Consider the following 15,952-nt stretch of genomic DNA (forward strand, 5'->3'; position numbering starts at 1 on the left):
CGGAACACGTCCGGGGCAGGAACCTTGGTATGTCGATACTTTCGCTCAAAAACGTCTCGAAAAGCTTCGGTGCGCTGACGGTGACCGACGATGTCAGCTTTGATGTCGAACCGGGTCAGGCGCTTGGGATCATTGGTCCCAACGGGGCCGGAAAGTCGACGCTGTTCAATCTGATCACCGGGAATCTGATGTCTGACGCAGGCACAATCCACTTCGACGGTGCGGATGTCACGCACGTACCACCGATGCAGCGGTGCCTGTCGGGGATCGGGCGCTCGTTCCAAATTCCGCAACCGTTTGACCATCTGACTGTGTTTGAAAACCTGCTGGTGGCTGCAACGCACGGGCAGGGCAAATCTGAACATGAGGTCGAGCAGGAGTGTGCGCGTATCCTCGAACAGACCGAAATGGCCGACGTGGCGAACGATCCGGCCGGAGGTCTGCGGCTTTTGCAGCGAAAGCGTCTGGAACTGGCGCGTGCGATGGCAACCAATCCGAAACTGCTGCTGCTCGATGAAATCGCAGGCGGCCTGACCGACGCGGAATGCACAGCGCTCATCGAAACGATCAAGGGCCTCCACACCAGTGGCGTGACGATCATCTGGATCGAACATGTTCTGCATGCGCTGACCTCAGTGGTCGAAAGACTGCTGGTTCTGGATTTCGGCAAGGTGATCGGTCTGGGTGACCCCGATGAAATCATGAACAGCCGCGAAGTCAAAGAAATCTACCTGGGGATCGAAGTCTGATGAGCCTGTTAGAGACGCATTCGCTGACCGCGCATTACGGCGATTTCCAAGCCCTTTTCGGTGTGGATATCCGGCTTGAGCAAGGAGAAACCGTCGCCATCATTGGTGCAAACGGGGCGGGGAAGTCCACCCTCATGCGGTCGATCTCGGGCGTTCTCAAGAACGGGTCTGATCAAGTGCGGTTTGATGGCAGACCCATCGGCGATCTCACGGCAGACGAGATCATGGCGCGCGGCGTGGCGATGGTGCCCGAGGGGCGCAGATTGTTCCCATCCCTAAGTGTCGAGGAAAACCTGCAAATCGGAACCTATGGCCGCAAGGTCCAAGGGCATTGGTCGCTGGAAACGATTTACGACATGTTCCCGATCCTCAAGGAGCGTCGCAACCACCCCGGCACTGCCCTGTCCGGTGGTCAGCAGCAGATGGTGGCCATCGGACGTGCGTTGATGAGCAACCCGCGGGTTTTGCTGTGCGACGAGATCAGCCTGGGTCTGGCCCCGGTGGTGATCAAGGACATCTACGCCGCCGTTCCGCAAATACAGGACGCCGGTGCCAGCCTAATCGTTGTGGAACAGGACATCGGTCAGGCGCTGAAAGTGTCTGATCGCGTCTATTGCATGATGGAAGGTCGCGTGACCTTGGAAGGCCCGGCAGACACGCTTAGCCGCGAGGCGATCCATGATGCCTATTTCGGAGGAGCCGCCGCATGATCTGGGTCGACACCATTATTCAGGGCGTGCTTTTGGGTGGCCTCTACGCGCTGTTCGCCGCCGGTCTCAGCCTGGTCTTCGGGATCATGAGGCTGGTCAATCTGGCGCATGGCGACCTGATCGTTTTTGCAGCCTATCTGATCTTGTTGCTTGTCTCCTTGTTAGGCTTGTCGCCGTTCGTGGCTGCGGTTATAGCCGCGCCGATTATGTTCGGGGTCGGGTGGGCCCTGCAGCGCCACGTGCTGAACCGGGTTCTGGGGCCGGATATCCTGCCGCCGCTGCTTGTTACGTTTGGCCTGTCTGTTGTGTTGCAAAACGCGCTGCTCGAAGGGTTCTCGGCCGATAGCCAGCGCCTGTCGTCTGGTGAAATCACGACAGCATCGGTTCAGATGTTGGGCTTGAACCTTGGTGTGCTTCCCTTGTTGACCTTTGCCTCGGCAATCCTTGTGATTGTCGGTTTGAACCAGCTGTTCTATCGCACTGAACTCGGGCGTGCATTCCGGGCGACATCCGACGATGCGGTCACTGCTGGTCTGATGGGTATCCGCCCCGAGCGTATCTTTGCCACGGCGACTGCAATCGCGATGCTGGTTGTGACATTGGCCGCGCTCTATCTTGGGATGCGCGCAAATTTTGATCCCAATATTGGTCCCGCCCGTCTGATCTACGCTTTCGAAGCGGTGATTATCGGCGGTCTCGGCAGCCTGTGGGGCACCCTTGCCGGTGGCATCATCATTGGTGTCGCTCAGACTGTTGGTGCCGCGATCAACCCTGAATGGCAAATCCTGGCGGGCCATCTGGCCTTTCTCATCGTGCTTCTGATCAAACCCAGAGGCCTGTTTCCGAGGGCGGTGGACTGATGTCTGAAACTTCTTTGTACCGTGTCCAGACGCAAACCCGCGCATCTTACAGCGCCGGGGCCGTCTGCATCGCTCTGATCATCGTGTTCATCCTGCTTCCGGCATTTGCTGGCAGAGGGTTGATCCAGGACCTGTTCTTCATCTTCACAATGCTGGTTCTGGCGCAGTTCTGGAACCTGCTGGCGGGGTACGGTGGACTTGTTTCCGTGGGTCAGCAAGCATTTGTGGGCATGGGTGCGTATGCCATGTTCGGTGGTGTCATCCTGTGGGGCATGGACCCGGTTCCCGCGATCCTCTTGGGTGGCGTCGCAGCCTTGATTGTCGCCATCCCGACCGCATTCTTTGCCTTCCGGCTGCAAGGCGCTTATTTCGCAATTGGGACATGGGTCATCGCCGAGGTCATGCGCCTGTTGGTCGCCCAGTGGAAGGTTCTGGGCGGTGGTACAGGAACCTCGCTGCCACGCACTGCCACGCGCGAGATGTGGGCAACCGAGTGGATACAGACCACCTTTGACGTACGCAGCGCTGCCGCGCGGGATATTCTGACATACTGGTTGGCCTTGGCCTTGGTGATCATGACGATTGCCGGCATTTACTGGCTGCTCAGAACCAAGCGCGGGCTGGCACTGGCCGCAGTGCGAGACAATGTCGAAGCTGCGAAATCCGTGGGCGTCGATGCGGTGCGGATGAAGTGGCTGGTCTACCTTGTCTCGGCGGCAGGAACCGGGCTGACCGGCGCGTTGATCTATGTGCAGAAAGTGCGGATTTCACCAGATGCCGCATTCTCGGTCACCGATTGGACGGCTTACGTGATCTTCATCGTCGTGATCGGAGGGATTGGCACGATAGAGGGCCCGATCCTGGGTGTGTTGATCTTCTTCATTCTGCAAAGCCTGCTGGCGGACTACGGCTCCTGGTACCTCATGGTGCTCGGGCTGATCGGGATTGCGGTCATGCTTTTCGCCCCGCGCGGTCTTTGGGGGCTGATTTCAGAAAAAACTGGACTGCAACTGTTTCCTGTGCGCCGCCGCCTTGTGGTCAACGCGCAATCGAAAACGGAGGACTAACCCATGAAAACACTCGCATTTACAGCGACTTTGGCTGCGCTCGGAACAGCCGTTTTTGCCGACGATACAAAGAGTCAACTTCCGGGCATGACGGGCACAGACCATGTTGGTTTCACAGTTCCCAATGTTGATGAGGCCGTTGCATTCTTTCAGGACGTGATCGGCTGCAATGTGTTTTATCCCTTGGGGCCATTCTCTGGTGGCGATAGCACATGGATGGCAGATCACCTGAACGTGGATGCCAAAGCCGAGATCCCGACGATGCGACTGGTCCGATGTGGCAATGGCGCAAATTTCGAGATCTTCGAATACACCGCACCGGATCAGGATACCACGCTGCCCCGAAACTCGGATATCGGCGGGCACCATATCGCATTCTACACCACGGATATGAATGCGGCGGTCGGTTATCTGCGTGATCAGGGAATTCAGGTTCTTGGCGATCCGACGACCATGACCGACGGGCCAAGTGCCGGGGAAACCTGGGTCTATTTCCTTGCGCCTTGGGGGATGCAGCTTGAGCTGGTCAGCTACCCGGACGGAAAAGCGTATGAGGCCGAATACGATGGCCGCCTTTGGGATCCACGGTCCTGAAAACTCAAATAAGACAAGGAATAAGGGAGCGAGACTATGGCCACCATCACAACAGATGTAATGATCATCGGCACCGGCCCGGCGGGCTCTGCAACAGCTGCGCTGCTTTCCAGTTACGGTATCGAGAACATGGTCATCAACCGCTATCGCTGGTTGGCCAATACGCCGCGCGCGCATATCACCAATCAGCGTACCATGGAGGTGCTGCGCGATCTTGGGCACGAGGTTGAGGCCGAAGCCTATATGCACGCAGCGCATCAGGATCTGATGGGTGAGAACGTGTTCTGCGAAAGCCTCGCGGGCGAGGAAATCGGACGGATGAAAAGCTGGGGCAATCATCCGTTGTCCAAAGCTGAACATCTGCTGTCCAGTCCCACGATGATGAACGATCTGCCGCAGACCTTCATGGAGCCAATCCTGTTTGGCACAGCTTGCCGTCGCGGCACGCAGGCAAGGTTGAGCACCGAATACATAAGCCATGAACAGGACGCGGAGGGCGTGACGACAACCTGTCTTGACCGTCTGTCTGGTGAGGAATTCACCGTGCGGTCGAAATACCTGGTCGGCGCGGACGGCGGCAATTCCCTGGTGGCGGAACATGCGGGCTTGCCGTTCGAAGGCCAGATGGGCGTCGGCGGGTCCATGAACATCCTGTTCCGCGCGGATCTCAGTAAATACGTCGCACATCGGCCTTCTGTCCTCTACTGGGTGATGCAACCGGGTGCGAATGTCGGTGGCATCGGCATGGGTCTGGTCCGCATGGTCCGCCCATGGAACGAGTGGCTGATTGTCTGGGGATACGATATCAACCAACCGGCCCCAGAAGTCGACGAAGCCTTGGCAACGCAGGTTGCGCGCCAGCTTGTTGGTGATCCCGATCTTGAGATCGAACTGATCAGCGCCAACACCTGGACCGTGAACAATATGTACGCGACCCATATGCAAAAGGATCGTGTGTTCATCATGGGTGACGCGGCGCATCGCCACCCGCCATCCAATGGTTTGGGGTCAAACACATCGATCCAGGACAGCTTTAACCTCGCCTGGAAATTGGCCGCTGTACTCAAAGGCCATGCCGGGGAAAACCTGCTTGACAGCTACAGCCAGGAACGCGCGCCGGTCGCCAAGCAGATTGTCACGCGCGCCAACCAGTCCATCGGCGAATTCGGCCCCATCTTTGAGTCATTGGGAATGGCTGAAGGTGTTGATCCGCAGGTCATGCAAAGCAATCTTGAAGCCCGCACAGGCTCAACTCCCGAAGCACAGGCGCAGCGAAAGGCAATCCGCGAAGCGATTGCCTTCAAGAAATATGAGTTTGATGCCCATGGTGTTGAAATGAACCAACGCTATGACTCATGTGCGATTGAAACGGATGGCCAACCCAATCCCGGTTTCGATCGGGATGCCGAACTGCACTATCAGGCAACAACCTGGCCCGGCGCTCGCATTCCACATGTCTGGGTGTTTGATCATGATACCGGCAAAAAGCATTCGACGTTAGACCTCTGCGGTCGTGGTGAATTCACGGTTCTGACGGGCATCGGTGGTGAAGCTTGGGTAGCAGCAGCTGAAAACGTTGCGCGAGAATTCGGTATGCCAATCCGCTGCCATGTCATCGGACCACGTCAAACCTATGTCGATCACACGGGCGATTGGGCGCGGGCGTCCGAGATTTCGGATACCGGATGTTTGCTTGTTCGCCCCGACCAGCACGTCGCGTGGCGGTCAGCGGATATGGCCGCGGATGCCGAAGCCGAACTGCGCCGCGCCTTGACCACGGTCCTTTCGCGATAGGCAAAATCGGACCAAGTTTGCACAGGTTAGGAGGTCATAATGGAATCTCATGAATTTGGATACTTCACCGAAGAAAACTCGGCCGAAGTTGTGTCCGCGCGTAACAAAAACGCGGAAAGCGAAAGGCTCCAACAAGTCATGGAGGTGATAACGCGCAAGCTCCACGAAGCAGTGAAGGAAATCGAGCCGACGCAAGAAGAATGGTTTGAGACCATCATGTTTCTGACCAAGGTCGGTCACATGTGCGACGACTGGCGGCAGGAATTCATTCTTCTGTCGGATGTGCTTGGAGTGTCGATGCTGGTGGATGCGGTGAATTCCCGGCGTCCGACCGGAGCATCGGAAAACACGGTTTTGGGCCCGTTTCATGTTGGTGGCGCGCCTGAATACCAAATGGGCCACAATATATGCCTGGATCAAAAGGGCGAGGACATGGTCGTGCGCGGCCGCGTCACCGATGTGGATGGCAATCCGCTGGAGGGTGTGAAAATCGACGTCTGGCAAGCCAATGACGACGGGTTCTACGATGTGCAGCAGAAAGGCATTCAGCCTGACTTTAACCTGCGGGGCGTCTTCACGACCGGGGATGACGGGACGTATTGGTTCCGGGCCGTCCGACCCAAGAACTATCCCATCCCGGATGACGGACCGGTGGGCGATCTGTTGAAACGCCTGGGTCGGCACCCGTACCGCCCGGCGCATCTGCACTATATCGTTTCCAAGGACGGATATGATGACCTGACCACTCATATCTTCGACCCCGATGACCAATACATCAACTCGGATGCGGTATTTGGCGTCAAAGAAAGCCTGATTGCCGAGTTCAACCGCATTGACGATGCCGCCCGATCCCAAGAAGTTGGCTTTGACGGGCCATATTGGGATGTTGAGTTCGATTTCGTGCTGGCCCCCAAAGAGGTATGAAATGGCAGAGCCGTGCATCATCTGCGTCGCTATTACCGGCTCGCTGCCGACCAAGGCGAATAACCCTGCGGTTCCAATAACCGTCGACGAGCAAGTCGAAAGCACACACGAGGCGTTCGAGGCTGGGGCCACGATCTGCCATGCTCATGTTCGAAACGATGATGAGACGCCATCAAGTGACCCGGAGAAGTTCGCGAGACTGAAAGAGGGGCTTGAGAAACACTGCCCCGGCATGATCATCCAATTCTCGACGGGCGGAAGATCGGGGGCGGGCAAGGCGCGCGGCGGAATGCTCTCACTGCGGCCCGATATGGCCTCGCTGTCGGTCGGTTCGAACAATTTCCCCACACGGGTCTACGAAAACCCACCCGAGTTGGTCGAATGGCTGGCGGCTGAAATGTTAAACTACAACGTTAAGCCCGAGGTGGAAGCCTTTGATCTTAGTCACATTCTGAAGGCTGGTGAAATGCACAGGAATGGGCAGATCAAGGATATGCCCTACGTTCAGTTCGTGATGGGCGTCAAGAACGCGATGCCGGCGGATAAAGACGTATTCGATTACTATGTCAAAACAGTCGACAGATTGTTTCCTGATGCCCCCTGGTGTGCTGCCGGGATAGGCGCAAACCAGATCGTTCTGAACGAATGGGCAATATCTTCTGGTGGCCACGCCCGAACTGGTTTGGAGGATAACGTCCGATTGAACAAAGACACCTTAGCGCCTTCAAATGCAGCCTTGGTCAAGCGCACAGCAGAAGTCTGCGCACAATACGAGCGCAGCGTCGCAACGCCCGCGCAGGCCAGGGCCATCCTGGGACTTGCGGCACACTAGCTTTGGTCGCTACCCGTACGTGAGTTATGCAGTGGAAGCTTGCCAGTTTGAGCAAGCAATCCAAGCATTTCGTTGCTTCGCGCCAATCCAGCCCCAAGCCGATGGCCGCATTGGTGCTCCGGTTGATATCAGGCTTTGACGGATGTGAATGATGCGCCTTTCAAAGCGGGTATTAGTCGGCCCGAAATCTGGGCCTCGGGGGCTTCGAACTAGACTGCCACACTCGGATTTTTTGGGGTGTCGTTTTTTTAAGAAAACTGGTGCCGCGCGCCTAAGTTACGCTGTTTTTCCAAGTGTAACTGGCTGAACACCAGCTGTCGGTTTACTCTTCCGGATGTAAACTACTGACGACCCCTGACTTACAAAACGTCAAAAGGTTTTGGATCATACCGTTCGCGTCGGTTTTGTCCGCCGACCCTGCCAATGTGGAAATTCGCCAATCTGACGTGCACAGCGCCAGCATGGACGACACCGAGAAAACAAGGGCACCAGCCACGCGTTCGGGATCGGCCTTGGGGTATTGCGCGCATAGCTTTTGGACAACCAGCGACGCGACGGGGTCGAAATGCGTTCTGGCAAGGTTACGCCAGCGTGTATCGGCGGAAACGATCGCAACGATACGGGCGTAGGCGAGCCATTGGGGGTTTCCGCCAAACGCGCGGGTGACCAACGGAAGCATGAAGGCCGACAAAAGATCGCCGACATCCCAGCTTCCTTGCGCGTCCAGTAAACTGATCGCCGCGCGGCGTTCCTCTGACAGTTCAGACGCCCGGCGCGCAACGATGCGTTCGAACAGTTCCTCTTTCGGACCACCGTGAAAGTTCACATTTGCCTTCCGGACTTGCGCCCGTTCGGCAATGTCCCGAATGGAGGCACCTTCGAATCCCCGTTGGGCAAAAACCAGTTCTGCGGCATCAAGAATTCGCTCACGCGCAGCGACGGATCGCTGCGATGGCGCCCTTTTTCGTTCTTTTACAGCATGTTGAGCCATCTCAAAAACCAGTTTGCCTTATTTAGAACGTTCGTTCAAGATAAAGAATGTCGCAGGAGGAGAGGCGGATGGAACAGGGGCAGGTGCGAACGGGCAGGCCGGTGACGGCGAAGGCCCGCCCAGAGGAGTGTTTTGCGTTGATCGGCGCAGGTCCCATGGGACTTGCGATGGCAAAAACACTCATCGAACAAGGCGTGCCCTTTCAGGGGTTTGAACTGGCGGATGATGTGGGCGGTCTGTGGAACATTGGGGCGCCGCGGTCCACAATGTACGAGACTGCTCACCTCATTTCGTCGAAGCGAATGACGGAATTCGCTGATTTTCCAATGAAGGAAGAAACGGCAGAGTATCCATCCCACCGCGAATTGAAGACGTACTTTCAGGAATTCGCGAACGCATTCGATCTGTATCAGCATTTTCACTTCGGTGCCGAAGTCCTGTCGGCGGCCCCTTTGGAAGACGCCGGCTGGACGGTCACATGGCAGGATAAGACAGGTGCCAGACACACGCAGGTTTTCGCGGGCCTTCTGATCGCCAACGGCACCTTGTCGGAACCCAACATGCCGGAGTTCAAGGGTGAGTTTTCCGGCCCGCTCATCCATGCGTCAGAGTATCGGTACCCGACCCAATTCGCAGGAAAGCGTGTGCTTGTCGTCGGCGCCGGAAACTCGGGCTGCGATATCGCGGTCGATGCGATCCATCACGGGGTGTCATGCGACCTATCCATGCGCCGCGGATACTACTTTGTGCCCAAATACGTATTCGGCGTTCCAGCAGACACGATGGGTGGAAAAATCCGCCTGCCCATGTGGCTGAAACGCAGGATTGACGGGGCGATCCTGAAATGGTTCGTCGGTGATCCCCAGAAATACGGTTTCCCTAAACCGGACTACGCGCTCTACGAGTCGCATCCTGTCGTCAACTCGCTGATCCTTTTCCATGCCGGGCATGGTGATTTGAAAATTCGCCCGGATATCGCCCGCTTTGATGGCCAGACCGTTCACTTCAACGATGGCACGAGCGCCGACTACGACATGATCCTGGCCGCCACGGGATACAAGCTGCACTATCCATTCATCGACAAATCGCTGCTGAATTGGAAAGGGGCCGCACCGCACCTCTACCTGAATTGCATGCATCCGGATCGAGACGATTTGTTTGTCATGGGAATGGTCGAAGCCGCCGGTCTCGGCTGGCAAGGCCGTCACGAGCAAGCCGAGATGGTTGCCAGATACATCGCCGGGTTGCGTTCTGGAAATACAGCGGCACAAGCCATCCGGTCGACAAAATCAGAAAGCTACGAGCGCGCGACAGGCGGCATGAACTACATCGACCTGCCGCGCATGGCTTACTATGTCGACAAGGCGACTTATCGCAAAGAAGTCACCGGGCAAATTGCTGCGCTTAGGGCGGCAGAAAAATGAACGGCATTGATCACGTCGTCCTGAATTTCGACGCCGGAAATCTGAAGGTTCTGAACGCGATCCTCGCGATTGTCATGTTCTCGATTGCACTGGACCTGCGGCTGGACGATTTCAGGCGTGTCGCGCGTGGGCCGAAACCTTTGGTCATAGGGTTGGTGTCTCAGTTTTTGGTGCTTCCGGCGCTGACGTTTTTGATGATTGTCGCTCTGAAACCAATGCCATCTGTTGCTATGGGCCTCATTCTGGTCGCTGCGTGTCCCGGTGGAAATATCTCGAACTTCATGACACATCGGGCAGGGGGTAACGTGGCGCTGTCCGTTTCCATGACCGCGTTCGCGACGGTTGCGGCTATTGTCATCACTCCTGCGAACATCGCATTTTGGGGCAATCTCTATGGTCCGACGCGCGAAATCTTGCAGCGCACCCAAATCGATCCGGTCGCAGTCGCAATAACGGTCGGTTTTATGCTGATCCTTCCGCTTATTCTGGGAATGATTGTCAACGCGCGATTCACACCCTTTGCGGACCGCATACGCAGGCCAATGCAATGGCTGTCGATGGCCATCTTCATTGCATTCATTGTACTGGCGCTTGCCGCAAACTGGGCCAATTTTCTGCGCTTTGCGGGGGCAATCATCGGGCTGGTTGTAATCCACAACACGCTGGCGTTTCTGGGTGGGTATGTCACAGCCACCTTGGCTGGCTTGTCCGAGCGGGACCGCAGGTCGGTTACCATCGAAACAGGCATCCAGAACTCTGGCCTCGGGCTGATACTGATCTTCGCCTTTTTCGGCGGGTTGGGCGGGATGGCTGTCGCGGCAGCGTTGTGGGGCATCTGGCACGCAATCTCAGGGCTTGCGCTGTCCGGTTTCTTCGCAAGGCGAGAGGTTCCGGAATGAACAGAATTCTGATCACAGGCGCAGCAGGCGCGGTTGGATCGGCGCTGCTTGAAGACCTGAAGAACCGACCTGATATCGACGTCGTCGCGACCGATTTGCGTGAACCATCAAGATTGCCCGGAAACGCCCGGTTTGTCAGAATGGACGTGACGGGCGATGATCCGCAGACGGTTATTGGCGAAATACGTCCTCAGACGGTTGTGCACCTCGCTTCGGTCGTAACACCCGGACCCAATTCGACGCGCGAGATCGAGTATCAGGTCGACGTCGAAGGCACGCGCAATGTCCTCGGCGCATCTATTTGTGCCGGGGTGCGGCGGCTGGTCGTCACCTCATCCGGGGCGGCGTACGGATATCATGCGGACAATCCCGTCCCTTTGAACGAGGCTGACGCGATCCGCGGCAATCAGGAGTTTGCTTACGCGTGGCACAAACGTCTGGTCGAAGAAATGCTGGCAGATGCCCGACAAGCGGCGCCGGATCTGGAGCAGGTTGTGTTACGTGTCGGCACCGTGCTGGGTGAGCATATCGAGAACCAGATCACTGCGTTGTTTCACAAACCCAGATTGCTGGGATTGAAAGGCTGTGACAGTCCGTTCGTTTTCATATGGGATCAGGACCTTGCCGAAATTCTGGTGCGGGCCGCGACGGATGGGCCGGCGGGGATCTTCAACGTTGCGGGTGATGGTGCGCTTACCATCGCGCAAATCGCAGACGCGATGGGCAAAAGCGTTCGCTGGGTGCCACCCGGTCTGGTCAGGGCAGCCCTGACGATTGCGCGCCCTGTTGGTTTGACGCGATACGGTCCCGAGCAGCTGCGATTTCTGCAGTATCGGCCTGTCCTCGACAACACGGCGCTCAAAACAGACTTTGGCTACCAACCCAAAAACACCAGTGCAGAAGCGTTTCAACGCTGGTGGGAGAGTGTGCGATGAAGCGAACCGCAGTCATTACCGGCGGTGCGGGCGGGTTAGGTCAGGCGCTTTCTTTAATCCTGCGCGAGCGAGGTTGGCACACAGCGTTGATTGATCTTCCGGGTCCAGAACTCGAGGCTTTGGCAAGCGAAGATGCCGTGAGTGTTTACCCCTGCGATCTGACTGTTCCGGATCAATGCGCCAAAACCTGCGCCGCCATCTCAAGCGACAGACCGTCCATCGATCTGGTGATTTACAACGCAGGCGTCTCGCAGATTTCGGCATTCGCGGACAGCGATATGCAGACGCACCGCGGCCTGTTCGACATAAACTATTTCGCGGCCGTTGAATGCGCAAAGCACTTCCTTTTGCCGCTCAGGGCCTCGAACGGCACGCATCTTGCGGTATCTTCCGTGGCCGGGTTCGCGCCTTTGTTTCATCGCACGGCTTATGCTGCCAGCAAACATGCGCTGGAAGGGTTCTTCAAATCGCTGCGGGCAGAGGAACTGGAGCATGGCGTTCGGGTGGTGATCGCAGCGCCCTCGTTTGTCGCAACAAATATCGGCCGATCCGAGGCGAACCAAACCGGTTTCGTGCGGCCCGGCTCTGCCGCTGATGGCGTTGACTACATGGAGCCGCAAGACGCCGCGCGCGTCATATTGCGTGGCTATGAAAAGCAAAAAGACTTCGTTCCAGTGGGGCGCATCGCGGCGCTGTCGAGCGTTTTGAACCGCCTGGCTCCGAAACTCTATTTCCGCCAGATGATGCGCACGATCGGAAAGAACTGATCCGGCAGATGGTTGAACGACAGCCTAGATGGGGCCAAGCCCATGACTCGCAAAGACTTGCGTTGCCCTGTCGCAAGGGCTCAGACTGCGATTGGCAGTTTGAGCGTCAAACGCGCCCCTTTCTTGGCGGGCTCGATTGAAATTTGGCCCCGGTGACGCTCTGCCACGGCGGAAACGATCGACAACCCCAATCCGCTGCCTTCAGAGTGCTCCAATTGAGAAAACCTTCCGAACGCTGCGTCTTGTTGATCCGGGGCAAGCCCGGCGCCGTCATCTGCAATCGTCAAGGTCGCCGATGCTTTTTCGCATGCCAGTTCCACGGATATTCGGCTTAGCGTGTCGCCGCCGTGTTTTAGTGCATTGTCCAAAAGGTTCTTGATGGCTTCGATCAAAAACACCCGATCGCCCAAGACCGGGATGTCCGTGTCTGGCATCGAAACGTCAAAATCGAGACCTTTTGCAAGGATGTGCACGCCCATCTCTGCGCACGCCTCTTCCACAACTGACCGGAAATCGATTTTCTCCATCTGATCGCGATGTGTCGGATGCCGGAGGCGTTCCAGGGACAGCAATTGTTCCGCCACCGTTGCCGAGTTTTTGGCGGCGGTCACCAGTTCTGCGATGCGCTGGTCCCGCGTATCATCCGTTTTGGCATCCCGAAGTGCCTCGGCCATGGATTGGACCGCAGCTGCCGGGTTGCGCAGTTGGTGCGCGGCCTCGGAAATAAAGGTTTGGTGGGCGTTTATGCTGTGCTCCACCTGCCCAAAAAGCCTGTTCAGCGTTTGCACAACACCTTGAACCTCGGCGGGAACAGCGCGCTTGATCTGACTCAGGTCGTCGGGCGAACGCAGATCAATCGCATCCTGCAAGTCCAGCAACGGCCTGAGACCCCGCGCAACACCGAACCAGACGACAAAGGCAAGTGTTGCCATCAAAATACCCATCAAGACGGCGGCGCGAACCGACAGCTCATTCGCAAAGGCATTTCGGTCAGCCATGAGCTGCCACGCCGTGACCGTGGCGTCCCCGACGAGGTTATCCAGCGTGACACGTTCGGTCATCCTGAGAACGCGTACGGGCTCGTCGCGGTAAACGGCTTCGAAAAAAAACGGCTGGTACGGGTCATTGTCGCCTGTCGCAGCAGATGTCGGCGGGTAGGCGTATCCGGTCACGTAAATTCCGCCCGGGCCGGTGACGTGATAGAAAACCTCACCGCCTGACGCCTCGCGGATCATGTTTCGTGTTGAGGGCAACAGCGCGTCGCCGTCCGAGATCGCAACATCGCGTGAAATCGCAAGACCAGCCGACAACAGGCTGTCATCAAACAATTCCTGCGCCGTTTGCTGTGCAACCGTGAAACGCCAAACCCCAAGCACAACGGCGAGCAATACCAAAGGCGTCAGGATCAGAATGAACAGCCTCAGCCTGAGTGATCGATACTTGATCACTTAACAACCTCAAGCAAATACCCAAGGCCGCGGGCTGTTTTAATCCTGATGCCCAGGTTCTGAAGCCGCTTACGCAGGCGAGAGACATGTGGTTCGACGGCCGAGGCCTCGACATCGGCGCCGACACCGTAGACATAGTCCGTCAACTGGTTCTTGGGAACGATCCGCCCGCGACGCTCGAGCAGACATTCAAGAACGGCCAGTTCGCGCCGCGGAACCTCCAAAACTTCGCCTTTGACACTCACCTGTCGGGAGGCGCGGTCGAATTCCAGATCACCGATGGTTTCCTGCGCGCCGTAGTCAAGTTGTTTGCGACGCGAAAGTGCCCGGATACGGGCCTCCAACTCGTCCATCTCAAAGGGTTTTACCAAGTAGTCATCAGCACCCATATCCAACCCGGAGACCCGGTCGCTGGTCTCTGTCCGCGCCGTCAAAAGAATGACGGGCACGCCGTCTCCGCGACCCCGAAGCGCCTTCAGGATATCCAAACCCGACTTGCCCGGAAGGTTGATGTCCAAAACCACAAGATCGGCACCTTCCTGCACGAGGTAAAGATCGGCAGCGTCGCCGTCGACCAGCACATCCGCCGAATGGCCGCGGTCACGCAAGCGGTAGGCAATGGCGTTGGCAAGGGTTTCGTTATCCTCGACGATGACGATCCGCATCCGGTCTCCTGCAAGTTTCGCGCAAGGTTGGCCCTTCATGATTGCCAGATGGGAGGGGGAATCAACCCCGCAGTTCTATTTTGCAATCGCGTGGTGCGGCATGCGCCATCGCGGTTGTTTGGTCAACAGGGAGGAACCAATGACCATTTCCAAACTCACCCGTCGTGCCGTCGTGGGGCTGATCGCCGCCGCCGGTATCGCCGCACCAGCCGCCGCCGAGGTCGATTTTTCGGGCAAGACCATCGAATGGGTCATCCCCTTCTCGGAAACGGGCGGGTCGGCCAAATGGGCCAACTTCTTTGCACCACTTCTGTCCGAGGCGCTGCCGGGCGAACCGACAGTCGTTGTGAAATTCATGCCGGGTGCCGGTTCAACCAAAGGTGCCAACTGGTTCCAGGACCAAAACCATGATGACGGCACGTTGCTGTTCGGAACCTCGGGCTCGACCCAGTTCCCCTATCTGCTAAGTGATCCGCGTGTGCGCTATGAATACAACGACTGGATTCCCGTTATGGCTTCGGGAACCGGTGGCGTGGCCTATCTGAACGCCGAGGATGGTGCCAAGTTCGATGGCTCGGCCAATGCGCTGAAAGACACCAACTTCATCTATGGCTCGCAGGGTGCGACCCGTCTGGACCTTGTGCCGCTGCTTGCGTGGCAAATGCTGGGCATGAATGTTGAACCCGTTTTTGGCATCAAGGGTCGCGGCGACGGTCGTCTGATGTTTGAACGTGGCGAGGCCAATATCGATTACCAGACGTCCTCGGGCTATCTGGGCGGTTCGGCCCCCTTGGTCGAAGCGGGTCAGGCTGTGCCAATGATGACCTGGGGTGCGCTGGACGCCGATGGCAACATCGTACGTGACCCAACCTTCCCGGACATCCCAACCTTCAAAGAGGTCTGCGAAGCCACCGATGGCTGTGAAACCAGTGGCGAAGCATGGGACGCTTGGAAAGCCTTCTTTGTTGCGGGCTTCCCGGTTCAGAAACTGGCCTTCCTGCCCGGTGATACACCGCAGGAGGTTGTCGATGCCTACACAGCGGCGTTCCAGGCTGTGACTGAACGTGCTGACTTTGGCGAAATTTCCTCCAAGCGCGTCGGCAAGTACCCGGTGTTTGTTGGCGATGGCTCCAAATCGGCCCTGCAAACCGCGACCAGTGTTGACGACAACGCCAAGCAATATGTGCTGAACTGGCTCAAAGACTCCTACGGTGTCGAGCTGAACTAAGCGCACACCTCTTGGCGCGCGCCCTGCGAACCGGGTGCGCGCCTTCTGTTTTACGCAAATTTGAA

16 protein-coding genes are annotated in these 15,952 nt (G+C 57.2%); 13 read left to right on the forward strand and 3 right to left on the reverse strand.

What is annotated here, in order from left to right; translation table 11 throughout:
* The first annotated feature begins 29 nt into the window (after positions 1–29).
* From RA28_RS06715 to RA28_RS06750, 8 genes are read left to right on the forward strand one after another with little or no spacing between them, the layout of a single operon-like run.
* Positions 30–749 (forward strand): ABC transporter ATP-binding protein, encoded by a 720-nt coding sequence (locus tag RA28_RS06715; protein WP_039524865.1) that lies wholly within the window; start codon positions 30–32, stop codon positions 747–749.
* On the forward strand, positions 749–1,459 hold the full coding sequence (locus RA28_RS06720) for an ABC transporter ATP-binding protein (protein ID WP_039524867.1): 711 nt from the start codon (positions 749–751) through the stop codon (positions 1,457–1,459). Before RA28_RS06715 ends, RA28_RS06720 begins: the two co-directional genes overlap by 1 nt.
* The gene (locus RA28_RS06725) at positions 1,456–2,319 is read left to right on the forward strand and encodes a branched-chain amino acid ABC transporter permease (protein ID WP_039524870.1); all 864 of its coding nucleotides are present in this window, start codon (positions 1,456–1,458) and stop codon (positions 2,317–2,319) included. Before RA28_RS06720 ends, RA28_RS06725 begins: the two co-directional genes overlap by 4 nt.
* Entirely contained in the window at positions 2,319–3,386 is a 1,068-nt protein-coding gene (locus RA28_RS06730; protein ID WP_152612028.1) for a branched-chain amino acid ABC transporter permease, read from the forward strand. The genes RA28_RS06725 and RA28_RS06730 overlap by 1 nt, the downstream gene beginning before the upstream one ends.
* 3 nt (positions 3,387–3,389) lie before the next feature.
* Positions 3,390–3,980 carry a VOC family protein gene (locus tag RA28_RS06735; RefSeq protein ID WP_039524871.1) on the forward strand — a complete coding sequence of 197 codons (591 nt, stop codon included), beginning with the start codon at positions 3,390–3,392 and terminating at the stop codon, positions 3,978–3,980.
* A 36-nt stretch (positions 3,981–4,016) separates the two neighbouring features.
* Positions 4,017–5,774 carry an FAD-dependent oxidoreductase gene (locus RA28_RS06740; RefSeq protein WP_039524874.1) on the forward strand — a complete coding sequence of 586 codons (1,758 nt, stop codon included), beginning with the start codon at positions 4,017–4,019 and terminating at the stop codon, positions 5,772–5,774.
* 39 nt (positions 5,775–5,813) lie between these two features.
* Positions 5,814–6,698, forward strand: coding sequence for an intradiol ring-cleavage dioxygenase (locus RA28_RS06745; protein ID WP_039524877.1), 885 nt, complete (start codon positions 5,814–5,816; stop codon positions 6,696–6,698).
* Position 6,699: 1 nt separating this feature from the next.
* The gene (locus tag RA28_RS06750) at positions 6,700–7,530 is read left to right on the forward strand and encodes a 3-keto-5-aminohexanoate cleavage protein (RefSeq protein ID WP_039524879.1); all 831 of its coding nucleotides are present in this window, start codon (positions 6,700–6,702) and stop codon (positions 7,528–7,530) included.
* Between the two features lie 322 nt (positions 7,531–7,852).
* Here RA28_RS06750 and RA28_RS06755 read toward each other — a convergent pair whose 3' ends face one another.
* On the reverse strand, positions 7,853–8,521 hold the full coding sequence (locus RA28_RS06755) for a TetR/AcrR family transcriptional regulator (RefSeq protein WP_052261314.1): 669 nt from the start codon (positions 8,519–8,521) through the stop codon (positions 7,853–7,855).
* Positions 8,522–8,589: 68 nt separating this feature from the next.
* Between RA28_RS06755 and RA28_RS06760 the strand changes: the two genes are divergently transcribed.
* Genes RA28_RS06760 through RA28_RS06775 form a run of 4 tightly spaced genes read left to right on the forward strand, consistent with a single transcriptional unit; the run spans position 8,590 to position 12,546 of the window.
* On the forward strand, positions 8,590–9,945 hold the full coding sequence (locus tag RA28_RS06760) for a flavin-containing monooxygenase (RefSeq protein ID WP_052261352.1): 1,356 nt from the start codon (positions 8,590–8,592) through the stop codon (positions 9,943–9,945).
* Positions 9,942–10,844: a bile acid:sodium symporter family protein gene (locus RA28_RS06765; protein ID WP_039524885.1), complete on the forward strand. Its 903-nt coding sequence runs from the start codon at positions 9,942–9,944 to the stop codon at positions 10,842–10,844. The genes RA28_RS06760 and RA28_RS06765 overlap by 4 nt, the downstream gene beginning before the upstream one ends.
* Entirely contained in the window at positions 10,841–11,779 is a 939-nt protein-coding gene (locus RA28_RS06770; protein ID WP_039524886.1) for an SDR family oxidoreductase, read from the forward strand. Before RA28_RS06765 ends, RA28_RS06770 begins: the two co-directional genes overlap by 4 nt.
* Entirely contained in the window at positions 11,776–12,546 is a 771-nt protein-coding gene (locus RA28_RS06775) for an SDR family NAD(P)-dependent oxidoreductase (protein ID WP_039524889.1), read from the forward strand. The genes RA28_RS06770 and RA28_RS06775 overlap by 4 nt, the downstream gene beginning before the upstream one ends.
* An 80-nt stretch (positions 12,547–12,626) precedes the next feature.
* Here the strand turns inward: RA28_RS06775 and RA28_RS06780 are convergent, their stop codons facing one another.
* Both RA28_RS06780 and RA28_RS06785 read right to left on the reverse strand, forming a co-directional pair.
* Positions 12,627–13,994, reverse strand: coding sequence for a sensor histidine kinase (locus RA28_RS06780; RefSeq protein ID WP_241481076.1), 1,368 nt, complete (start codon positions 13,992–13,994; stop codon positions 12,627–12,629).
* Complete coding sequence (locus tag RA28_RS06785; RefSeq protein ID WP_039524892.1) at positions 13,991–14,659, reverse strand: response regulator transcription factor; 669 nt, start codon at positions 14,657–14,659, stop codon at positions 13,991–13,993. Before RA28_RS06785 ends, RA28_RS06780 begins: the two co-directional genes overlap by 4 nt.
* Positions 14,660–14,798: 139 nt before the next feature.
* Between RA28_RS06785 and RA28_RS06790 the strand changes: the two genes are divergently transcribed.
* Positions 14,799–15,887, forward strand: coding sequence for a tricarboxylate transporter (locus tag RA28_RS06790; protein ID WP_039526103.1), 1,089 nt, complete (start codon positions 14,799–14,801; stop codon positions 15,885–15,887).
* The last annotated feature ends 65 nt before the right edge of the window (positions 15,888–15,952 follow it).

The organism is Ruegeria sp. ANG-S4, from assembly GCF_000814005.1.
In the GTDB taxonomy this organism is placed as follows: Bacteria; Pseudomonadota; Alphaproteobacteria; order Rhodobacterales; family Rhodobacteraceae; genus Ruegeria.

What these genes read in the sequence shown, in the direction of transcription:
- RA28_RS06775 (WP_039524889.1), top strand. Translation starts at nt 11,776, where the DNA reads ATGAAGCGAACCGCAGTCATTACCGGCGGTGCGGGCGGGTTAGGTCAG.
- RA28_RS06745 (WP_039524877.1), top strand. Translation starts at nt 5,814, where the DNA reads ATGGAATCTCATGAATTTGGATACTTCACCGAAGAAAACTCGGCCGAA.
- RA28_RS06760 (WP_052261352.1), top strand. Translation starts at nt 8,590, where the DNA reads ATGGAACAGGGGCAGGTGCGAACGGGCAGGCCGGTGACGGCGAAGGCC.
- RA28_RS06725 (WP_039524870.1), top strand. Translation starts at nt 1,456, where the DNA reads ATGATCTGGGTCGACACCATTATTCAGGGCGTGCTTTTGGGTGGCCTC.
- RA28_RS06785 (WP_039524892.1), bottom strand. Translation starts at nt 14,659, where the DNA reads ATGCGGATCGTCATCGTCGAGGATAACGAAACCCTTGCCAACGCCATT.
- RA28_RS06720 (WP_039524867.1), top strand. Translation starts at nt 749, where the DNA reads ATGAGCCTGTTAGAGACGCATTCGCTGACCGCGCATTACGGCGATTTC.
- RA28_RS06735 (WP_039524871.1), top strand. Translation starts at nt 3,390, where the DNA reads ATGAAAACACTCGCATTTACAGCGACTTTGGCTGCGCTCGGAACAGCC.
- RA28_RS06790 (WP_039526103.1), top strand. Translation starts at nt 14,799, where the DNA reads ATGACCATTTCCAAACTCACCCGTCGTGCCGTCGTGGGGCTGATCGCC.
- RA28_RS06750 (WP_039524879.1), top strand. Translation starts at nt 6,700, where the DNA reads ATGGCAGAGCCGTGCATCATCTGCGTCGCTATTACCGGCTCGCTGCCG.
- RA28_RS06765 (WP_039524885.1), top strand. Translation starts at nt 9,942, where the DNA reads ATGAACGGCATTGATCACGTCGTCCTGAATTTCGACGCCGGAAATCTG.
- RA28_RS06755 (WP_052261314.1), bottom strand. Translation starts at nt 8,521, where the DNA reads ATGGCTCAACATGCTGTAAAAGAACGAAAAAGGGCGCCATCGCAGCGA.
- RA28_RS06740 (WP_039524874.1), top strand. Translation starts at nt 4,017, where the DNA reads ATGGCCACCATCACAACAGATGTAATGATCATCGGCACCGGCCCGGCG.
- RA28_RS06730 (WP_152612028.1), top strand. Translation starts at nt 2,319, where the DNA reads ATGTCTGAAACTTCTTTGTACCGTGTCCAGACGCAAACCCGCGCATCT.
- RA28_RS06770 (WP_039524886.1), top strand. Translation starts at nt 10,841, where the DNA reads ATGAACAGAATTCTGATCACAGGCGCAGCAGGCGCGGTTGGATCGGCG.
- RA28_RS06715 (WP_039524865.1), top strand. Translation starts at nt 30, where the DNA reads ATGTCGATACTTTCGCTCAAAAACGTCTCGAAAAGCTTCGGTGCGCTG.